Source organism: Pseudomonas sp. HS6-2, assembly GCF_049325675.2.
GTDB lineage: Bacteria > Pseudomonadota > Gammaproteobacteria > Pseudomonadales > Pseudomonadaceae > Aquipseudomonas > Aquipseudomonas putida_N.
Window position 1 is genome coordinate 928939 of the sequence record NZ_CM143906.1, and the last position, 16816, is coordinate 945754.

The window sequence follows — 16816 nt, forward strand, 5'->3', positions numbered from 1 at the left end:
CGGTGCAAGGAATCAACGGCCAAGGGTAGCGCTATCGGCCCCTTGTGCGCACCAGCCGCAAGCGAATGGCTGGCCGATGCGCTCGGCGCGCTGTTCGGCGTCGAGCACCCACGGGCGTGCCTGCCACGGTGGCTGGTGGCGCAGGTGCTGGGTGTGGCCGCAGGACAGCTCGACCACCCAGTGGCCTTCTTCGTCCTGCTGGAAGCCGGTGATCCGACTGATGGGTCGCCCCTCGTCCGCGCTGCGGTCGCATTCAGGCGATGCCTTGGTTACACTTGTCCGCTCTACATACTTTTGCAAAAGGTCTTGCCCCATGCTGATCGCCGCCAACAAGGCTGTCTCCATCGACTATACCCTGACCAACGACGCCGGGGAGACCATCGACAGCTCCGCCGGCGGTGCGCCGCTGGTTTACCTGCACGGTGCCGCCAACATCATCCCAGGCCTGGAAAAAGCCCTGGAAGGCAAGCAAGCCGGTGACGAGCTGGAAGTTGCCATCGAGCCGGAAGACGCCTACGGCGAATACCTGGCCGAGCTGGTCAGCACCCTGAATCGCAGCCTGTTCGAAGGCGTCGACCAACTGGAAGTCGGCATGCAGTTCCACGCATCGGCGCCAGACGGCCAGATGCAGATCGTCACCATCCGCGACATCGACGGCGACGACATCACCGTTGACGGCAACCACCCACTGGCTGGCCAGCGCCTGAACTTCAAGGTCAAGGTTGTCGACGTGCGTGACGCCAGCGAAGAAGAAATCGCTCACCGTCACATCCACGGTGAAGGCGGCCATCACCACTGATTTTCTGCGCTAAGCTCAGAAAGTCGCCAGGCGCTCGGACAAGCCGGCATGCCTCCCCAGCGGGAGGTGCGCGGCTTGGAAGAGCGCCTTTTTAGTGGGCGAAATTTGCCCCCTGCGGCAACCGGGAACCTGAGAGGGGATTCATCATGAGTGCATTTCACGACCTGACATTGAAGGCGCTGAACGGCGAGGACCTGCCCCTGGCACCGTTCAAGGGCCAGGTGGTGCTGGTGGTCAATGTCGCCTCCAAGTGTGGCCTGACGCCGCAATACGCTTCGCTGGAAAAGCTCCATCAGCAATTCAAGGGCAAGGGCTTCAATGTTCTGGGCCTGCCCTGCAACCAGTTTGCCGGCCAGGAGCCGGGCAGCGAGAAGGAAATTCAGGAGTTCTGCCGCCTCAACTATGGCGTCAGCTTCCCGCTAGGGGCCAAGCTGGAGGTCAATGGCCATGAGCGTCACCAGCTGTACCGTCTGCTGGCGGGTGAGGGGGCGGAATTCCCTGGTGACATAACCTGGAACTTCGAAAAGTTCCTGGTGGGCAAGGACGGTCGGGTGCTGGCGCGCTTTGCCCCGCGTACCACTCCTGACGATCCAGTGGTGGTCCAGGCCATCGAGAAAGCCCTGAATTGATCTTTTGCCGGGGCGCGAAGCGGCCCCGGCGATGTACCAGAATCACTCAAATCAATAATGCTGGGCCCAGCCTCTCGCACCCCCTAACCTCAGGCGCATTTCCTACCCCAGACGGAAGCGCCCCATGCCCAGCAACCCCCTGTTCCAGCCTTTCACCCTCGGCGCGCTCGAGCTGCCGACCCGCGTCGTCATGGCGCCCATGACCCGTACCTTTTGCCCGGGTGGCGTGCCACACGCCGGCGTGGTCGAGTACTACCGCCGCCGTGCTGCGGCAGGCGTGGGGCTGATCATCACCGAGGGCACCACGGTCGGGCACAAGGCAGCCAACGGCTACCCCAATGTGCCGCGCTTCCATGGTGAAGATGCCTTGGCTGGCTGGAAGCAGGTGGTCGACGCAGTGCATGCCGAAGGCGGCCGTATCGTGCCGCAGCTGTGGCACGTCGGCATGGTGCGCCGCCTGGGCACCGAGCCGGACGCCAGCGTGCCGGGTTACGGGCCGAGCGAGAAGGTCAAGGACGGCCAGGTGCTGGTGCATGGCATGACCCATGACGACATCCGCGACGTGATCGCCGCCTTTGCCCAAGCGGCCCGCGATGCCAAGGCCATCGGCATGGACGGCGTGGAGATCCATGGCGCCCACGGCTACCTGATCGACCAGTTCTTCTGGGAGGCCAGCAACCGTCGCAGCGACGAATATGGCGGTGACCTGGCCGGCCGCTCGCGCTTTGCCATCGAGCTGATCGAGGCCGTGCGCGCTGCCGTGGGGCCGGACTTCCCGATCATCTTCCGCTTCTCGCAGTGGAAGCAGCAGGACTACAGCGCACGTCTGGTGGAAACGCCGGAAGCACTGGCAGCTTTCCTCGAACCGCTGTCGGCGGCGGGTGTGGATATCTTCCACTGCTCGACCCGGCGCTTCTGGGAGCCTGAGTTCGAAGGTTGCGAGCTGAACCTGGCCGGCTGGACTCGCACACTCACCGGCAAGCCGACCATCACTGTCGGCAGCGTGGGGCTCGATGGCGAGTTCCTGCAGTTCATGGTCGCCACTGACAAGGTTGCCAAGCCGGCCAGCCTGGAAGGCTTGCTGCGCCGTCTGGGCGACGAAGAGTTCGACCTGGTGGCGGTTGGCCGTGCCCTGCTGGTGGACGCCGAGTGGGCGCAGAAGGTGCGCGAAGGGCGTGAAGCGGATGTGCTGCCGTTCAGCCGTGAGGCGTTGACGACTCTGGCTTGATCGCCAGCGCGGCGCCTGTCGGTTGGCTGCCGGCAGGTGCCGTGTGGCAAGCGTTGAACAAGTGCGACTCGAATTGCTCGACGATCGCCGGCCAGCCTTGGCGGCTGGCATGCTGGCGGGCGTTCAGGCGAACCCGGCGCAGGGTTTCGCTTTCTTCCAGCAGCCAGCAGGCGGCATCGATGAATGCGCACTGGTCGCCAGGCATCGCCAGCGCGCCGCTGTGGCCATGGCGGATGTGCTGGGCCGCGGCAGCTTCATCGTAGGCGACCACGGCCAGCCCCGAGGCCATGGCTTCGAGCACCACGTTGCCAAAGGTTTCGGTCAGGCTCGGGAACAGGAACAGGTCGCCGCTGGCGTAGTGTTCGGCCAGTGCTTCGCCGCGCTGGGCGCCGCAGAACACCGCATCCGGCATCTGCTGTTCGAGGGCTGCCCGCTGCGGGCCATCACCCACCACCACCAGGCGCAGGCGCCGCTGTGGATAAGTTTTCTGCAAGGCGTGCAGGCACGGCTGCAGCAGCGTCAGGTTCTTTTCCGCGGCCAGGCGCCCGACGTGGAGCACGGCGATGTCGTCTGCGCCGAGCCCCCAGCTTTCGCGTAACGCCTGGCTGCGTCGGGCCGGGTTGAACAGGCTGGCATCGACGCCCCGGGCCATCAAGGCTAGGCGCTCGAACCCGCGGCGTTCCAGTTCCAGGCGCTGGCTGACGCTGGGCACCAAGGTGGCGGCGGTGCGCCGATGGAACCAGCGCAGGTAATGGGTAAGCAGGCGTGCGAGCAAGCCGAGGCCGTACTGGCCGGAGTATTGCGGGAAATTGGTGTGAAAGCCGCTGACCACGGCCACCCCCAGGCGCCGGGCAGCGCGCAGGGCACTCAAGCCCAATGGCCCTTCGGTGGCGATATACAGCACGTCCGGGCGCTGCCGGCGCCAGCGGCGCAACAGCTTGTGCATCGACACCTCGCCCCACTGCAGGCCGGGGTAGCCGGGTAGTGCCCAGCCACGGCAGAGCAACAGGCCCTGGTCATCGTCCGCCGGTGCCTCGTTGGCTTGCCGTGGGCGAACGATTTCCACCTGGTGGCCACGCTGTCGCAAACCTTCGCTGAGGCGGCCAAGGGTATTGGCCACACCGTTTATTTCGGGTGGGAAGGTTTCGCTGACAAGGCAGATACGTAGGGCAGATGTATTCATGACAAAAAGTGTCCACCTGCCGCGTTGCGCTCACATGACAACCTTGTGACGCGCAAGTGACGCCTGATTTCCGGCAGTTTCGCCTGTGTGAATATTTCTTTGCAGGGTGCTCAAGCGGCACGCGGCGCAGCCGATGAAGATGCATTCGAATCGGTTTGATGCGCTCCGGGAGTGCGGTGATGTTCAACAGCAAGCTCAAGAAAGAAATCCAGCAACTGCGCGAAGAGCTGATGGCCGTCGAGCAGGTCAAGAGCAGCCTCGACAGCGAGATGCTGGTGCTGCAGCTCGACCCCCAGGGGCGCATCAAGCAGGTCAACGGCAATTTCGAGAGTGAAATGCTCTACCGCGCCGAGCAACTCATTGGCCGCAACATCGAAGAAATCGTGCCAGCGCATGTGAAGACGCTCGACTTCTACCAGCGCATGAAGAACGCCATCAGCCGTGGCGAGCACCTCAACGGTGCCTTCCGCCTGTTGCGCGGAAATGGCCAGGAGGCGTGGCTGCGTTCGATCCTCCAGCCGGTGAAGGGCGCGGATGGCCGGATCAGGCATTTTTCCATGCACTCCAGCGACCTGACCCGTACCATTGAAGCCTCGCGTGAGCACGAGAGCCTGATCAAGGCACTGATGCGCTCCACCGCCGTGATCGAATTCAGCCTCAACGGCGAGGTGCTGACTGCCAACGACCGCTTCCTGCAGACGGTGGGCTACAGCCTGGAACAGGTGCGTGGCAAGCATCACCGCATGTTCTGCGAACCGGAGGAAGCCAACTCGGCGGGTTACCAGGCATTCTGGGACAAACTGCGCCGTGGCGAGTACGTGGCCGATCGTTTCAAGCGAATCGACGCCCATGGGCGCACGATCTGGCTGGAGGCGTCCTACAACCCGATCTTCGATGCCCATGACGTGCTGTACAAGGTGGTCAAGTTCGCCACCGTGATCACCGACCAGGTCAATCAGGAGCAGGCGGTGGCGCAGGCTGCCGACATTGCCTACAACACCTCCCTGGAGACCGACAGCAGCGCTCGCAAGGCCACCGATGTGGTGACCCAGACCGTGGACGTGATGCGTGGGCTGGAAGGCTCCATGCAGGAGGCTGCCGAGGGTATCCAGGCGCTGGACAGGCAGTCCAAGGTGATTGGCGCAATCATCAAGACCATCAGCGACATCGCCGGGCAGACCAATCTGCTGGCGCTCAACGCCGCCATCGAAGCCGCCCGCGCCGGCGAGCAGGGGCGGGGCTTCGCCGTGGTCGCCGACGAAGTGCGGCAGCTGGCCTCGCGTACCAGCAGCGCCACCGAGGAGATTGCCAAGGTGGTGCAGCAGAACGAGCAGCTGGCCCAGGCGGCGGTGGACATCATCGACACCAGCAAGCGCCAGGCCGAACAAGGGCTGGCGCTGGCTGCGGATACCGGTGGGGTGATTGTCGAGATCCAGGAAGGGGCGAAGAAGGTGGTGGATGCGGTGGGGCAGTTTTCCAGCCAGTTGAGCCACTGATAACGGCTCAAGAGGGCAAAGGGCTCAGGCTGGCCCCTTTGCTCAGGGTGTAGGTCAATCGGCCTGTTCGGTTTGCTTGATGTGCCGGTAGACGGTCGAGACGGCGTCGTGAACAGCTGCCAGATCGACAGCTACATGAAACTCCTCCCCATTCACACCAAGAGCGGTGAAGATGCCTCCGGCTGGCCCGATAGTGGGGGCTTCACTTTGCAGTACTGCATCGACCAGCAACTCCACCAGGGGTTGGCTGTAGTTGACCGCGCCGCTGTTGGAGTCCCAGGTGGTGTAGTGCAAGCGCTCGATTGGCTCATGGATGTCATTGGCTTGCAGAGCCTCGTGCAGCCGCCACTTTACTCGCTGCTCGGCGATGACCTTGCCCTGAAGATGTTCTGGGATTCCCGCAAGCTCAATGAAGTCTTTCGATTTGACGTCTGTGAATTCCATCTTTGATCTCCAGTGGTTAGAAGGCCACGACGGTGCGGCCTTGAGCGCATTGAAGATCGAACAGAGCCGAGGCAGGTGCCACATATCTACTACGTGCGCTCACGCACCCAGAACAGCGTGGCCCCCGCCACTGCCGCCGGCATCATCAACACGTTCACGCCCGGAATGAGCAAGGCCAGGTAGGTAATCCCGCCAAACCCCATCGACTGCCAGCGCTTCTGCCGCAGCCAGGCGAGCATGTCTTGCCAGCTCATCTTGTTGTTGTCCGCCGGGTAGTCGATGTACTGGATGGCCATCATCCACACGCCGAACACCAACCACAGCGGTGCGGCGATCACGTTGACCACCGGGATCAGCGACAGGATGAACAGGCCGATGGCCCGTGGCAGGAAGTAGCCGAGCTTGCGCATCTCGCGGCTGAAGGTGCGTGGCACCATGGCCACCAGTTCGCCCCAGCTGAACGCCGGGAACGGGTCCTGGCCGCGTACCACCACTTCTACCTTTTCCGCGAGAAAGCCGTTGAACGGCGCGGCAATGACGTTGGCCACCAGGGTGAAGGTGAAGAACACCATCAGCACCAGCAAGGCGACGAACAGTGGCCAGAGAATGTAGGAAAGGAAGCTCAGCCAGCTGGGCAGGGTCGGCATCAGCGCGTCGAGCCACAGGCTGAACTCGTGGCCGGCGAAGTAGATCAGGCCGCCGAACAGCAGCAGGTTGATCGCCAGCGGCAACAGCACGAACATCCGCAGGTTGGGGCTCAGCACCAGTTTCAGGCCTTCGCGCAGGTACTGGGGGCCGGAGAGGACAGGGGCTTGCATCGGGACACTCCGCAGAGAAGGGAAAACGCGCTGACCTTACCGAGTTTGCCGCGCCGACGAAAGGCAGGCGGACATGAAGAAACCGGCTGTAACAAATGCGCCAGGGCCGTTTGCCCAGGTGAAATTCGCAGATAGAGGATGCCTATGAGGTGGATTGTCGAAGGATATTTCCTTAATCTCTGCCACCTCGCTACAGTGCGCTCAACTTTCCGCTTTCAGGGCCTGTGCGTTGTAGCACTTCCCCAAGTGCTGCGCAGGTCCTTTTTAATTTCCAGCTGGCGGCCCCGTTGGGCCCGCTCGACAGGAGTTCGACATGTCTGAAGTACGTCATTCGCGCGTCATCATCCTTGGTTCCGGCCCTGCCGGTTACAGCGCCGCGGTCTACGCCGCCCGCGCCAACCTCAAGCCACTGCTGATCACCGGCATGCAGGCGGGTGGCCAGCTGACCACCACCACCGAAGTCGACAACTGGCCGGGCGACCCCCACGGCTTGACCGGCCCGGCCCTGATGCAGCGCATGCAGGAGCACGCCGAGCGTTTCGAGACCGAAATCGTCTTCGACCACATCAATGCCGTCGACCTGGCCAACAAGCCGTTCACCCTGCAGGGTGACAGCGGCAAGTACACCTGCGACGCGCTGATCATCGCCACCGGCGCCAGCGCCCGTTACCTGGGCCTGCCGTCGGAAGAAGCGTTCATGGGCAAGGGCGTGTCGGCCTGCGCCACCTGCGACGGCTTCTTCTACCGCAACAAGCCGGTCGCCGTGGTCGGCGGCGGCAACACTGCCGTGGAAGAAGCGCTGTACCTGGCCAACATCGCCAGCAAGGTGACCCTGGTGCACCGCCGTGAAACCTTCCGCGCCGAGAAGATCCTGGTCGACAAGCTCAACGCCCGAGTTGCCGAAGGCAAGATCGAGCTCAAGCTCAACGCCACCCTGGACGAAGTGCTGGGTGACAACATGGGCGTGACCGGTGCGCGCCTGAAGAACAACGATGGCAGCAGCGACGAAATCAAGGTCGACGGCGTGTTCATCGCCATCGGCCACACCCCGAACACCTCGCTGTTCGAAGGCCAGCTGACCCTCAAGGACGGCTACCTGGTGGTTGCCGGCGGCCGTGAAGGCAACGCCACCGCCACCAACGTCGAAGGTGTGTTCGCTGCGGGCGATGTGGCTGACCACGTTTACCGTCAGGCCATCACCTCGGCCGGTGCCGGCTGCATGGCAGCACTGGACGTCGAGCGTTACCTGGACGGCCTGGCCAACGCCTCGTTCTGATTCAGGAAATAAAAAACCGGCCATCTGGCCGGTTTTTTCATGCCTGCGATTCGCTCACAGGCTCAGTCGCATCGACAGGTCCACGGCCTTCACATCCTTGGTCATGGCGCCAATCGAGATATAGTCGACGCCGGTCTCGGCAATCACGCGCAGGGTGGTTTCGTTGACCCCGCCACTGGCTTCCAGCTTGGCCTTGCCAGCGTTGATGCGCACCGCTTCGCGCATTTCATCCAGGGTCAGCTCGTCGAGCATGATGATGTCGGCGCCCGCATTTAGCGCCTGACGCAGTTCATCCAGGCTTTCCACTTCGATTTCCACCGGCTTGCCCGGGGCAATGCGGTGCGCAGCCGCCACGGCCTCGGCCACGCCACCGCTGGCGGCAATGTGGTTTTCCTTGATCAGGAAGGCGTCATACAGGCCGATGCGGTGGTTGTGGCAACCGCCGCAGGTGACTGCGTACTTCTGCGCCAGGCGCAGGCCCGGCAGGGTCTTGCGGGTGTCGAGCAGCTGCACCTGGGTGCCTTCGACCAGGTCGGCCAGGAAGCGCGCACGGGTGGCCACACCCGACAGCATCTGCAGGAAGTTCAGTGCGCTGCGCTCACCGCTGAGCAGCGAACGCGCCGGGCCTTCGAGGTGGAACAGCGGCTGATTGGCGGTGGCGCGCTCGCCATCGGCCACCTGCCAGTGCACGGCCACGCGCGGGTCAAGCTGACGGAACACGGCATCTACCCAGGCGGTGCCGGCAATCACGCAGTCTTCGCGGGTGATGATGGTGGCCTTGGCCAGGCGCTCGGCCGGGATCAGCTGCGCGGTGATGTCGCCGCTGCCGATGTCCTCCAGCAGTGCACGGCGCACATTGGCTTCGATCTCGGCGGTCAGGTCGGCAAGGCGTAGGTTCGGCATGGTCGGCTCCACAAGCTAGATGCCGGCGATTATAGGGCAGGGGGGCTACGCCGTGTACAGCTTGCCTTGCAGGTGACCACTGGTCAGATCAAATGAGCATTTTCCCGAAAACAGAGTCACTTGCCGGCCAGTGAAGAGTGCTGGCAGCTGTCGGCATTTTTACCGATAATGGCGCCTAACAATTGGCGTCATAGCTTTGACGATTTTTCGCGCTGTCGAATACATTACCCAGCAAGGAGTCCGGGATGCATAAAGAAGGCAAGGTGGTGCCCCTGGCGGCTGCCATCGATCGAGGCGCACGCACGCCCTTGCCTTGCCTCCCGGTGTTGCTTCTGCAAGTGCGTGACAAGGCTGCCCTGCAACTGCGCCAGGGCCTGCAGGCGCTGTTCGACAATGCCGACGACACGCTTTTCGAAATGGCCGATCGGGCAGCCGACCGCTTCGACCAGAACCTGTACTTCGAAGCCATGCGGGACCTGCGCCTGAAGCGCAAGCACATCGAACGCGGCTTTCTCGATATCTTCTACGACACCTTCGCCCGGATCGGCCAGTTCGACCCGCTGGGCCAGCAGGCGTCGAAAAATCAGGCGTACAGGGAGCGTGCCGTCGCCGTCGACGGCATGGTTGCCCGGGTGCTGTCGCGTGATGGCCTCGCCCTCGAGCAACTGGGCATGCGTTTGCAGTGCCTGCTTGCGCGCAGCTTCGACGAACTACAGAACCCGTTCGGGCCTGCTGCGCTGTGTGGCTATTTCCTCGATGCCGGGCGCAACCTGGGTGTGGGCCTGCGGGTCAAGCTGATCCTGCTCAAGCTGTTCGAGCGCTATGTGCTGCGTGACATCGACGTGCTTTATGCTGAAGCCAACCAGTTGCTGGCCGCTGCGGGCGTGATGCCGGAGCTGCAGCCAGCACCGCGTCGGCGCGCCGAAGACCGCCGCCTGAGTGCGCGGCGCGTGCCGGCCAACCGCGAGCCTGATGCCATGGGGGCAGACAGTGCCGGGCAGGCCTTCATGCGTTCGCTGGAAGGCCTGCTGGCGCCTTGCCGAGGGCACATCGCCCCGCGCCTGCAAGCCGCTGCCAGTGCAGAGCCGATCAGCACCGCCGACTTGCTGCGCCTGCTTACGCACCTGCAGCATTATGTGCCGGCCACGATTGACGATGACGACTTCGACCTGGGGCAGCAACTTGAACAACTGCTGCTGCGGGTCAGCGTACGCAGCGGTACGCGCCGGCGCATCGCCTGTGCCGACGAGGACATGATCAACCTGGTCGGCCTGCTGTTCGCCTACATCGCCGCCGATGACAACCTGCCGCTGAGCCTGCGTGCCCTGATCGTTCGCCTGCACATTCCGCTGCTTAAGGTAGCGCTGCTGGACAAAGGCCTGTTCAGCCGTACCAGCCACCCGGCACGGCGCCTGCTCAATGAGATTGCCGCTGCCGCGATCGGCTGGGAAACCGGCAGCGAAGGCCTGCGCGACAGCCTGCATCTGCGCGTGGAGCGCATCGTCCAGCGGCTGCTCAACGATTTCACCGAAGATGCCTCGCTGTTCGCCGAACTGCTGGAGGAATTTCTCGCCTTCAGCCAGGACGAGCGCCGGCGCAACGAACTGCTGGAACAGCGTACGCGCGATGCCGAGGAAGGGCGTGCCCGTGCCTTGCAGGCCCGCCAGCAGGTGCAGCAGGCGCTCAACCAGCGCTTGCGTGGGCGCACCTTACCGCAGGCGGTCGTGCACATGCTGGTGCAGGCCTGGAGCCAGGTGCTGTTGCTGGCCTGGCTGAAGCAGGGCGAAGCGTCCCCAGCCTGGGAGCAGGCGCTGGCGACCATGGATACCTTGCTAGCCAGTGTCGCCCCGCATCAACCGCCGCAGGTGTTACTGCAACAAGTGCCAGGCCTGCTCAAGTCACTGCGTAACGGCCTGGCCAGTGTGGCGCTGGACTCGGCGGCCACCCGCGAATTCTTCCTGCAACTGGAACAACTGCACTTGCGTGCGTGTGCGGGGGCCGAACAGCCAGATGACAGCCATGAACTGGTCGAAGTCCTGGTGGCCGAAGACATCGTGCTGGCCATCGCCGAAGAGTCCGCCTGCGCGCCACTGCGTCAATTCGGTGGGCACGCGGCGGAGCTGCGCCAGGTGCAGCGCTTGCGGATCGGCACCTGGGTAGAAGTGCTCGATGACGACGAGCCGCTGCGCTGCAAGCTGGTCGCGCGCATCGACAGCAGCGATCGCCTGGTCTTCGCCAACCGTACCGGGATGAAGGTGCGCGAATGGAACTCGGCCGGTCTGGCGCAGGCCCTGCGCCGAGGCGAGGCGCGCTTGCTGGATGATGGCCTGCTGTTCGAGCGGGCACTGGAAGCCGTGCTCGGAGGCCTGCGCCAGCAACAGGTGCACTGAGCCGACGACATTACAATCATTCACATGCACTGCCGCCCGCGTGCAAGGCATACTGCAGCTCTGTACCGGTGTTTTTCAGGATCTGCCTCATGCAATTGGACCGTGCCACTGGCTGGTTCCACGGAAACGGAATCACCCACTGCCCCTCGCCGAACTTCAACGCCCGCCCGGAGGGTGAAGCGATTTCCCTGCTGGTGATCCACAACATCAGCCTGCCGCCGTCCTGCTTCGGCAACGGCAAGGTCCAGCAGTTCTTCCAGAACCGCCTGGACCCGAACGAACATCCTTACTTCGCCAGCATCAGCCACCTGACCGTCTCGGCGCATCTGTTCATCGAGCGTGACGGGGCGGTGACCCAGTTCGTGTCGTTGCTCGACCGTGCCTGGCATGCCGGCGTGTCTTGTTTCGACGGGCGTGAGGGTTGCAACGACTTTTCCATCGGGATCGAGCTGGAAGGCACCGACGATCTGCCCTATACCGATGTCCAGTACGCCGTGCTGGAGCAACTGACCCGGCAGATCCAGGCCGCCTGGCCGGTGATCGACCTTGACCGCATTCAGGGCCACAGCGACATTGCTCCGCTGCGCAAAACCGATCCCGGCCCGGCCTTCGACTGGGCGCGTTACCGCAAGGCCGTGAGGGACAACGAGGACAACGCATGAGTTTTCTGGTGCTGTTACTGGCGCTGTGGGTAGAGAAGTTCTCTGCGCTGCGCCATCAGGTACAACGAGACGGCTTCTTCCTGGGCGAGCTGGTGCGACTGGAGCGCAGCGGCAAAGTGCATCCCTGGTGGACACTGGCGATCCTGGTGCTGGCGCCGGTGGCGGTACTGGTTTTGTTGCTGCACGTGCTGGACCCGGTGGCCTACGGTTTGCTGGCTCTGCCGGTGCACTTGCTGGTGCTGATCTACAGCTTGGGGCGCGGTGATGCCAAGGCTTCCCTCGGGCCATTCCGCGATGCCTGGCGGCGTGGCGACGACCAGGCCGCGCTGCATGTGGCCGAGCGCGACCTGGGCCTGGCGGCCGACGAGCCCCACAGCCTGCTGGTGCGTGTGCAAGGTTACCTGTTGTGGCAGGCCTACCAGAGCTTCTTCGCGGTGATCTTCTGGTACTTCGTGCTCGGCCCTGGCGCGGCGCTGGCCTACCGTCTGCTGGCACTGACGGGTGAGCATAGCCGCCAGCCTGCGCTCAAGGCCCGTGCCGAACAGCTGCGGCATGTCATGGACTGGCTGCCAGTGCGGATGCTCGCCCTGAGCTTCGCGCTGGTCGGCAATTTTGTCGCGGTGATGCGGGTGATGCTGCACGAGCTGCTCAACTGGCATATCAGCGCCGGGCACCTGGTGGCCAGGGTCGGGCGCATTGCCGATGATATCCCCGAGGAAGAAGACCCCCAGCGCGGGCTGGGGCGTCTGGACAGCCTGTGGGAGCTGCTGCTGCGTTGTGCGGTGTTGTGGTATGCAGGGTTTGCCCTGTGGACAGTGCTGGTGTGAGCACCTTCGCGGGCAGCGGTTAACCTTAAGTTACAAACCTCCGATTCGATCTGCGTTATACAAGTGGCCTAGTGCTATCTCTGCATAACAACAAGAATCCATGGAGGTGCCCCGTGAAGCGTCTGCTCTACCCGGCCATCGCATTGATGAATCGGCTGAGCTTCGGCCAGAAGTTCAGCCTCGTCAGCGTCCTGTTCTTCCTGCCCATGCTGGCCACCAGTTTTTATCTGGTGCGCGATGCCTACCAGCAGTTCCATGCCACCCGCGCCGAGTTGCAGGGCATTGCCCCGCTGGCGGACAGCCTGACCCTGCGCGCCGACCTGGAGGCGCTTGGTAACCTGTTGCAGGTTAATGCCGTGCTTGGCCAGTCTGGCCAGGCGGGGGACCTGGAGACGCGTATCGCTGCCTTGCAGGACAAGGTCCAGGCGCAGTTGCGCACGCTGCAAGGGGATGAGGCGGTACCCCAAGGCAAACTCGAGGAATTGGCCACTGCATTTGCCAGTGCCCGGGCGGAATCCTCTCTGCAGAACAAGGCCGCGCTGTTCGACAAACTGCTGGCCCAGGCCCAGATACTGGGGAAGCAGGTGGTCAGCCAGTCCGGACTGAGCCAGGACCGCCAGGCTTCGGTGCGCCAGTTTAGCGAACTGCTCGGGGTTGCCACGGCGCAAGTCACCCAGGCTCTGGGTGAAGGCCGGGCCATGGGCGCCGTTGCTCTGGGGCGGGGGTTTATCGACTCTGCCGGCAGTGCCCGTTTCGAAGACCTGCTGCAACGCCTTGATCGCCTTGGCGCCGACTATGCCTTGCGGCTGGATGATGCCCTGGCCACGGACCGGACCGCCAAGACCAGTCTGGAGGGCGCGGCAGCAACCAGCCAGGCGACGGTCAGGCAGGCTGCGTCTTTGTTCGAGGAGCAGGTGGTGGTGGCGGAAACGCTCGATACCCCTTGGCCGACGTTCTATCAGCAGGTCAGCGAACTGATGGCGCAGACCTATCGCTTTAACGAGGCCGTGCTCGCGCACCTGCAGGGGCAGTTGCAGGAACGCCTGGCCGAGCAGCGCCTGCGCATGCTCGCCCTGGGCACGCTGCTGGCCGGTGTCTTCGTGCTGATCCTGTACTTGTATGGCGGCTTCTATGTCTCGACCCGGGCCACCTTGCGCCGGCTGGGCGGTGCCATGGACAAAGTGGCCGCAGGCGACATGACGGTCAGCTTCCAGGCCCATAGCCGTGATGAATTGGGTGAGCTGGGCCAGGGCTTCAGCGAAACCGTGCGCCGTATCCGCAGCCTGATCGACCAGGTCGGGCGCACCGTGGTCGCGGTCGAGGAGCAGGCCGGGCAGGTGCTGGCCGTGTCAGCGCGGAGCAATCAGGCGGTCAGTGGCCAGCGTGAGCAGATCGAGCAGGTGGCCACGGCGATGAACCAGATGAGTGCCACCGCGCAGGAGGTGGCGCGCAGTGCCGCGCTGGCGGCCAACGGTGCACAGCAGGTCAACCTGGAAAGCGCCAACGGCCGTACCCTGGTGGCCAGCCAGCAACACAGCATCGGTCGCCTCGCCGAGGAAATCGACCAGACCGTCGTGGCGATCAATCGGCTGGCCGATGACAGCCAGGCCATTGGCCAGGTGCTGGAGGTGATTCGCAGCATTGCCGAGCAGACCAATCTGCTGGCGTTGAATGCGGCCATCGAAGCGGCGCGGGCCGGTGAGCAGGGCCGAGGGTTTGCCGTGGTGGCCGATGAAGTGCGTACCCTGGCCCGGCGTACCCAGGACTCCACCGCGCAGATCGCGCAGATGATCCAGCGCCTGCGCGACGGCGTGGAGCAGGCGGTGCGGGCAATGGGCAGCAGCCATCAGATGGCCGCGGGCACTGTCGATGAAGCGCGCCAGGTGCAGCAGGCGCTGGGCAATATCCTTGGCGCGGTGGCTGGCATCGTCGAGCAGAACCAGCAGATCGCCGCAGCGGTCGAGCAGCAGACGGCGGTGGCCCATGACATCGACCGCAATATCGTCGCGATCAACCGGGCGGCGCAGGATACGACCCAAGGCGCTTGCCAGACCGAGGATGCCAGCCGGGTGTTGTCGACGCAGGTGGTGGAGTTGAAGCGCTTGATCGGGGCGTTCAGAGTCTAATGCCGGCCTTGTGTAGCCTGTATCGGCCTCTTCGCGGGTACTACCAGCCAAAAAGCTCACAGGCATTACGGCTGCTGGCCTCAGCCAGTCTCTCAGCCTCGAGGCCCATCAGTTCCGCCAGCGCTGCGGCAATCTCCGGCAAATGCTCCGGGCTGTTGCGCTCCCCGGCAAACATCACCGGGGCCATGTCTGGCGAGTCGGTCTCCAGCACGATGCTTTCCAGTGGCAGGCGCGGCAGGGTCTTGCGCAGGCGCAACGCCTGCGGCCAGGTCGCTGCACCGCCCAGGCCGAGCCGGAAGCCCAGCTTGATGTACTCGCGCGCCTCTTCGTAGCTGCCGGCAAAGGCATGGATCACCCCCGCCCGCGCCGGCTTGTAGCGCTTGAGCGTGGCAATCACCTGAGCGTGGCTGCGACGCACGTGCAACAGGGCAGGCAGCGCGAAGTCGCAGGCCATTTGCAGCTGTGCTTCGAACAATGCCTGCTGGCGTTGCTTGTCCAGCGTTTCGAGGTAGTAGTCCAGGCCGAACTCGCCCACCGCGCACAGCCGAGGGTCACCCTGCAGGCGCTCCAGCCAGTCGCGCAGTTGCGTCAGATGTTCCGGCCGGTGCTGCTCCAGGTAGATCGGGTGCAGCCCCAGCGCCGCATGCACGTTGCCTTCGGCGCAGGCGAGGTCCCACACCCGCTGGAAATTCGCCTGGTACACCCCCAGCACCACCAAGCGCTCCACCCCACGCGCCGCCGCGTTGGCCAGCAGGCGCGGGCGGTCGGCGTCGAAGTCGGGGAAGTCCAGGTGGGTGTGGGTGTCGATCAGGCGCATGGTCAGGCCGCGCTGATGCGTTGCTTGAAGGTCCGGCCAATGGCGTGCACGCCGGGCTCGTAGCGCTTTTCCTCGATGGCGGCGAGGGCCAGTTCCAGCGCGGTGGCGGCGATCAGGCCGTGCTGCTGGGCCATGGCGTTGACCGGCAGTGGCAGGAAGTCGAGCAGCTGGTTGTCACCGAAGGTACCCAGGTGCAGCTGACGCGAATCGGCCGGGCGCGCCTGCAAGGTATCGAATACCCCCTGCAGTAGCACGTAAGAGGTGGTCACCAGGGCATCTGGCAAGCCGCCTTGTTCGTCGATCAGCTGCTGCATCAGGCGTTGGCCGCATTCACGGCTGAAGCCTTCGCCCTGATAGCGGCGGACCACGCCGCCGAAACCTTGCATGGCTTCGTCGAAACCACCGGCGCGGGCCTGGCTGACCGACAGCTCCGGGCGGGCACCGATCAGCGCGATGCTGTTGGGCGCGGTGGCCAGCAGGCTGTGGGCCAGCTGGCGGCTGGCATCGCGGTCGTCACTGATCACCGAGCAGAAGTGTGCTGGGTCCAGGCGCCGGTCGATGGCGATCACCGGCAGGCCCTTGTCCTGCAGCTCACGGTAACTGTCGTCCTCCGGCGGCAGGCAGCTGGCGACGAACAGGGCATCGCAACGGCGGGCGCGGAACAGCTGCTGCAACTGGCGCTCACTGTCGGGCTGGTCGTCGCTGCTGGCGATCAGCAGTTGGTAGCCACGGGCGCGGGCGCCTTGCTCGAGCTGTTTGGCGATGCGGGCATAGCTGGGGTTCTCCAGATCCGGGAGAATGAAGCCCAAGGTGCGGGTGTGCCGGCTGCGCAGGCCGGCTGCTTGCGGGTTGGGGGTGAAGCCATGGGCCTCGACTACCGCGCGCACCCGCTCGACAGTGCTGTTGCTGATGCGCTGCTGTTCGGCCTTGCCATTGATGACATAACTGGCAGTGGTTACTGACACACCGGCCAGACGGGCGATATCGCTGAGTTTCACCGAATTTTCCTTGTTATTACCGGGACTGGCTACGGAACCAGGACCGGGTAGTTTGACCCGTGTTGGCCGCCACGCGCAGGCGACCATTGTCGCAATTGTCCGACAGGATGGGGCTTTTTCCTCGGAAGATTATCGAGTAACGTGGCCGCTTGGTCAGATTAAACGTTTCAGCTATAAATTTTTCTGCCTCGGCTGCCTGCCGTGCAAGGCTGTCGAACTG

15 protein-coding genes and 3 pseudogenes are annotated in these 16816 nt (G+C 63.9%); 11 read left to right on the forward strand and 7 right to left on the reverse strand.

Annotated features, from left to right (window positions below; all coding sequences use genetic code 11):
* Positions 1-12: 12 nt before the first annotated feature.
* A complete protein-coding gene (locus tag ACOKS3_RS04315; RefSeq protein ID WP_103445677.1) occupies positions 13-315 on the reverse strand; it encodes a DUF3565 domain-containing protein in 303 nt (100 codons plus the stop codon).
* Between ACOKS3_RS04315 and ACOKS3_RS04320 the strand changes: the two genes are divergently transcribed.
* From ACOKS3_RS04320 to ACOKS3_RS04330, 3 genes are all read left to right on the forward strand, one after another.
* Positions 314-799 (forward strand): FKBP-type peptidyl-prolyl cis-trans isomerase, encoded by a 486-nt coding sequence (locus ACOKS3_RS04320; RefSeq protein ID WP_027918346.1) that lies wholly within the window; start codon positions 314-316, stop codon positions 797-799. The genes ACOKS3_RS04315 and ACOKS3_RS04320 overlap by 2 nt on opposite strands.
* A 146-nt stretch (positions 800-945) precedes the next feature.
* Positions 946-1428: a glutathione peroxidase gene (locus tag ACOKS3_RS04325; RefSeq protein WP_422763340.1), complete on the forward strand. Its 483-nt coding sequence runs from the start codon at positions 946-948 to the stop codon at positions 1426-1428.
* A gap of 124 nt (positions 1429-1552) precedes the next feature.
* Positions 1553-2656, forward strand: coding sequence for an NADH:flavin oxidoreductase (locus ACOKS3_RS04330; protein WP_103445675.1), 1104 nt, complete (start codon positions 1553-1555; stop codon positions 2654-2656).
* Here the strand turns inward: ACOKS3_RS04330 and ACOKS3_RS04335 are convergent.
* Entirely contained in the window at positions 2625-3839 is a 1215-nt protein-coding gene (locus ACOKS3_RS04335) for a glycosyltransferase family 4 protein (RefSeq protein WP_103445674.1), read from the reverse strand. The two genes, ACOKS3_RS04330 and ACOKS3_RS04335, sit on opposite strands and share 32 nt — an antisense overlap.
* Before the next feature lie 269 nt (positions 3840-4108).
* Between ACOKS3_RS04335 and ACOKS3_RS04340 the strand changes: the two are divergent.
* Positions 4109-4747: pseudogene (locus tag ACOKS3_RS04340) on the forward strand (PAS domain-containing protein); the annotation flags it as partial.
* Between the two features lie 159 nt (positions 4748-4906).
* Positions 4907-5335: pseudogene (locus ACOKS3_RS04345) on the forward strand (methyl-accepting chemotaxis protein); the annotation flags it as partial.
* A gap of 54 nt (positions 5336-5389) precedes the next feature.
* On the opposite strand, the gene ACOKS3_RS04350 reads toward ACOKS3_RS04345, so the two are convergent.
* On the reverse strand, positions 5390-5779 hold the full coding sequence (locus ACOKS3_RS04350) for a hypothetical protein (RefSeq protein ID WP_103445672.1): 390 nt from the start codon (positions 5777-5779) through the stop codon (positions 5390-5392).
* A gap of 89 nt (positions 5780-5868) precedes the next feature.
* On the reverse strand, positions 5869-6597 hold the full coding sequence (gene cysZ, locus ACOKS3_RS04355; RefSeq protein ID WP_103445671.1) for a sulfate transporter CysZ: 729 nt from the start codon (positions 6595-6597) through the stop codon (positions 5869-5871).
* Between the two features lie 313 nt (positions 6598-6910).
* Here cysZ and trxB point away from each other — a divergent pair, with 313 nt between their 5' ends.
* On the forward strand, positions 6911-7873 hold the full coding sequence (trxB, locus tag ACOKS3_RS04360; protein ID WP_085673809.1) for a thioredoxin-disulfide reductase: 963 nt from the start codon (positions 6911-6913) through the stop codon (positions 7871-7873).
* A 54-nt stretch (positions 7874-7927) separates the two neighbouring features.
* On the opposite strand, the gene nadC is transcribed toward trxB, so the two are convergent.
* A complete protein-coding gene (nadC, locus tag ACOKS3_RS04365) occupies positions 7928-8776 on the reverse strand; it encodes a carboxylating nicotinate-nucleotide diphosphorylase (protein WP_103445670.1) in 849 nt (282 codons plus the stop codon).
* 245 nt (positions 8777-9021) lie between these two features.
* Here nadC and ACOKS3_RS04370 point away from each other — a divergent pair, with 245 nt between their 5' ends.
* From ACOKS3_RS04370 to ACOKS3_RS04390, 5 genes and pseudogenes are all read left to right on the forward strand, one after another.
* Complete coding sequence (locus tag ACOKS3_RS04370; protein WP_422763341.1) at positions 9022-11166, forward strand: DUF1631 domain-containing protein; 2145 nt, start codon at positions 9022-9024, stop codon at positions 11164-11166.
* Positions 11167-11255: 89 nt separating this feature from the next.
* A complete protein-coding gene (gene ampD / locus ACOKS3_RS04375; protein ID WP_422763342.1) occupies positions 11256-11828 on the forward strand; it encodes a 1,6-anhydro-N-acetylmuramyl-L-alanine amidase AmpD in 573 nt (190 codons plus the stop codon).
* Positions 11825-12655 carry a regulatory signaling modulator protein AmpE gene (gene ampE / locus ACOKS3_RS04380; protein WP_103445667.1) on the forward strand — a complete coding sequence of 277 codons (831 nt, stop codon included), beginning with the start codon at positions 11825-11827 and terminating at the stop codon, positions 12653-12655. Before ampD ends, ampE begins: the two co-directional genes overlap by 4 nt.
* A gap of 1064 nt (positions 12656-13719) precedes the next feature.
* A pseudogene (locus ACOKS3_RS04385) lies at positions 13720-13923 on the forward strand (HAMP domain-containing protein); the annotation flags it as partial.
* A gap of 153 nt (positions 13924-14076) precedes the next feature.
* Positions 14077-14781, forward strand: coding sequence for a methyl-accepting chemotaxis protein (locus tag ACOKS3_RS04390; RefSeq protein WP_422763372.1), 705 nt, complete (start codon positions 14077-14079; stop codon positions 14779-14781).
* A 40-nt stretch (positions 14782-14821) separates the two neighbouring features.
* Here ACOKS3_RS04390 and ACOKS3_RS04395 read toward each other — a convergent pair whose 3' ends face one another.
* Positions 14822-15598: a TatD family hydrolase gene (locus ACOKS3_RS04395; protein WP_103445665.1), complete on the reverse strand. Its 777-nt coding sequence runs from the start codon at positions 15596-15598 to the stop codon at positions 14822-14824.
* 2 nt (positions 15599-15600) lie between these two features.
* Entirely contained in the window at positions 15601-16596 is a 996-nt protein-coding gene (gene cra / locus ACOKS3_RS04400; protein ID WP_103445664.1) for a catabolite repressor/activator, read from the reverse strand.
* Positions 16597-16816 lie beyond the last annotated feature (220 nt).

Coding starts and splice junctions, on each gene's coding strand:
- ACOKS3_RS04320 (WP_027918346.1), top strand. CDS start 314: ATGCTGATCGCCGCCAACAAGGCTGTCTCCATCGACTATACCCTGACC.
- ACOKS3_RS04315 (WP_103445677.1), bottom strand. CDS start 315: ATGGGGCAAGACCTTTTGCAAAAGTATGTAGAGCGGACAAGTGTAACC.
- ACOKS3_RS04325 (WP_422763340.1), top strand. CDS start 946: ATGAGTGCATTTCACGACCTGACATTGAAGGCGCTGAACGGCGAGGAC.
- ACOKS3_RS04330 (WP_103445675.1), top strand. CDS start 1,553: ATGCCCAGCAACCCCCTGTTCCAGCCTTTCACCCTCGGCGCGCTCGAG.
- ACOKS3_RS04335 (WP_103445674.1), bottom strand. CDS start 3,839: ATGAATACATCTGCCCTACGTATCTGCCTTGTCAGCGAAACCTTCCCA.
- ACOKS3_RS04350 (WP_103445672.1), bottom strand. CDS start 5,779: ATGGAATTCACAGACGTCAAATCGAAAGACTTCATTGAGCTTGCGGGA.
- cysZ (WP_103445671.1), bottom strand. CDS start 6,597: ATGCAAGCCCCTGTCCTCTCCGGCCCCCAGTACCTGCGCGAAGGCCTG.
- trxB (WP_085673809.1), top strand. CDS start 6,911: ATGTCTGAAGTACGTCATTCGCGCGTCATCATCCTTGGTTCCGGCCCT.
- nadC (WP_103445670.1), bottom strand. CDS start 8,776: ATGCCGAACCTACGCCTTGCCGACCTGACCGCCGAGATCGAAGCCAAT.
- ACOKS3_RS04370 (WP_422763341.1), top strand. CDS start 9,022: ATGCATAAAGAAGGCAAGGTGGTGCCCCTGGCGGCTGCCATCGATCGA.
- ampD (WP_422763342.1), top strand. CDS start 11,256: ATGCAATTGGACCGTGCCACTGGCTGGTTCCACGGAAACGGAATCACC.
- ampE (WP_103445667.1), top strand. CDS start 11,825: ATGAGTTTTCTGGTGCTGTTACTGGCGCTGTGGGTAGAGAAGTTCTCT.
- ACOKS3_RS04390 (WP_422763372.1), top strand. CDS start 14,077: ATGAGTGCCACCGCGCAGGAGGTGGCGCGCAGTGCCGCGCTGGCGGCC.
- ACOKS3_RS04395 (WP_103445665.1), bottom strand. CDS start 15,598: ATGCGCCTGATCGACACCCACACCCACCTGGACTTCCCCGACTTCGAC.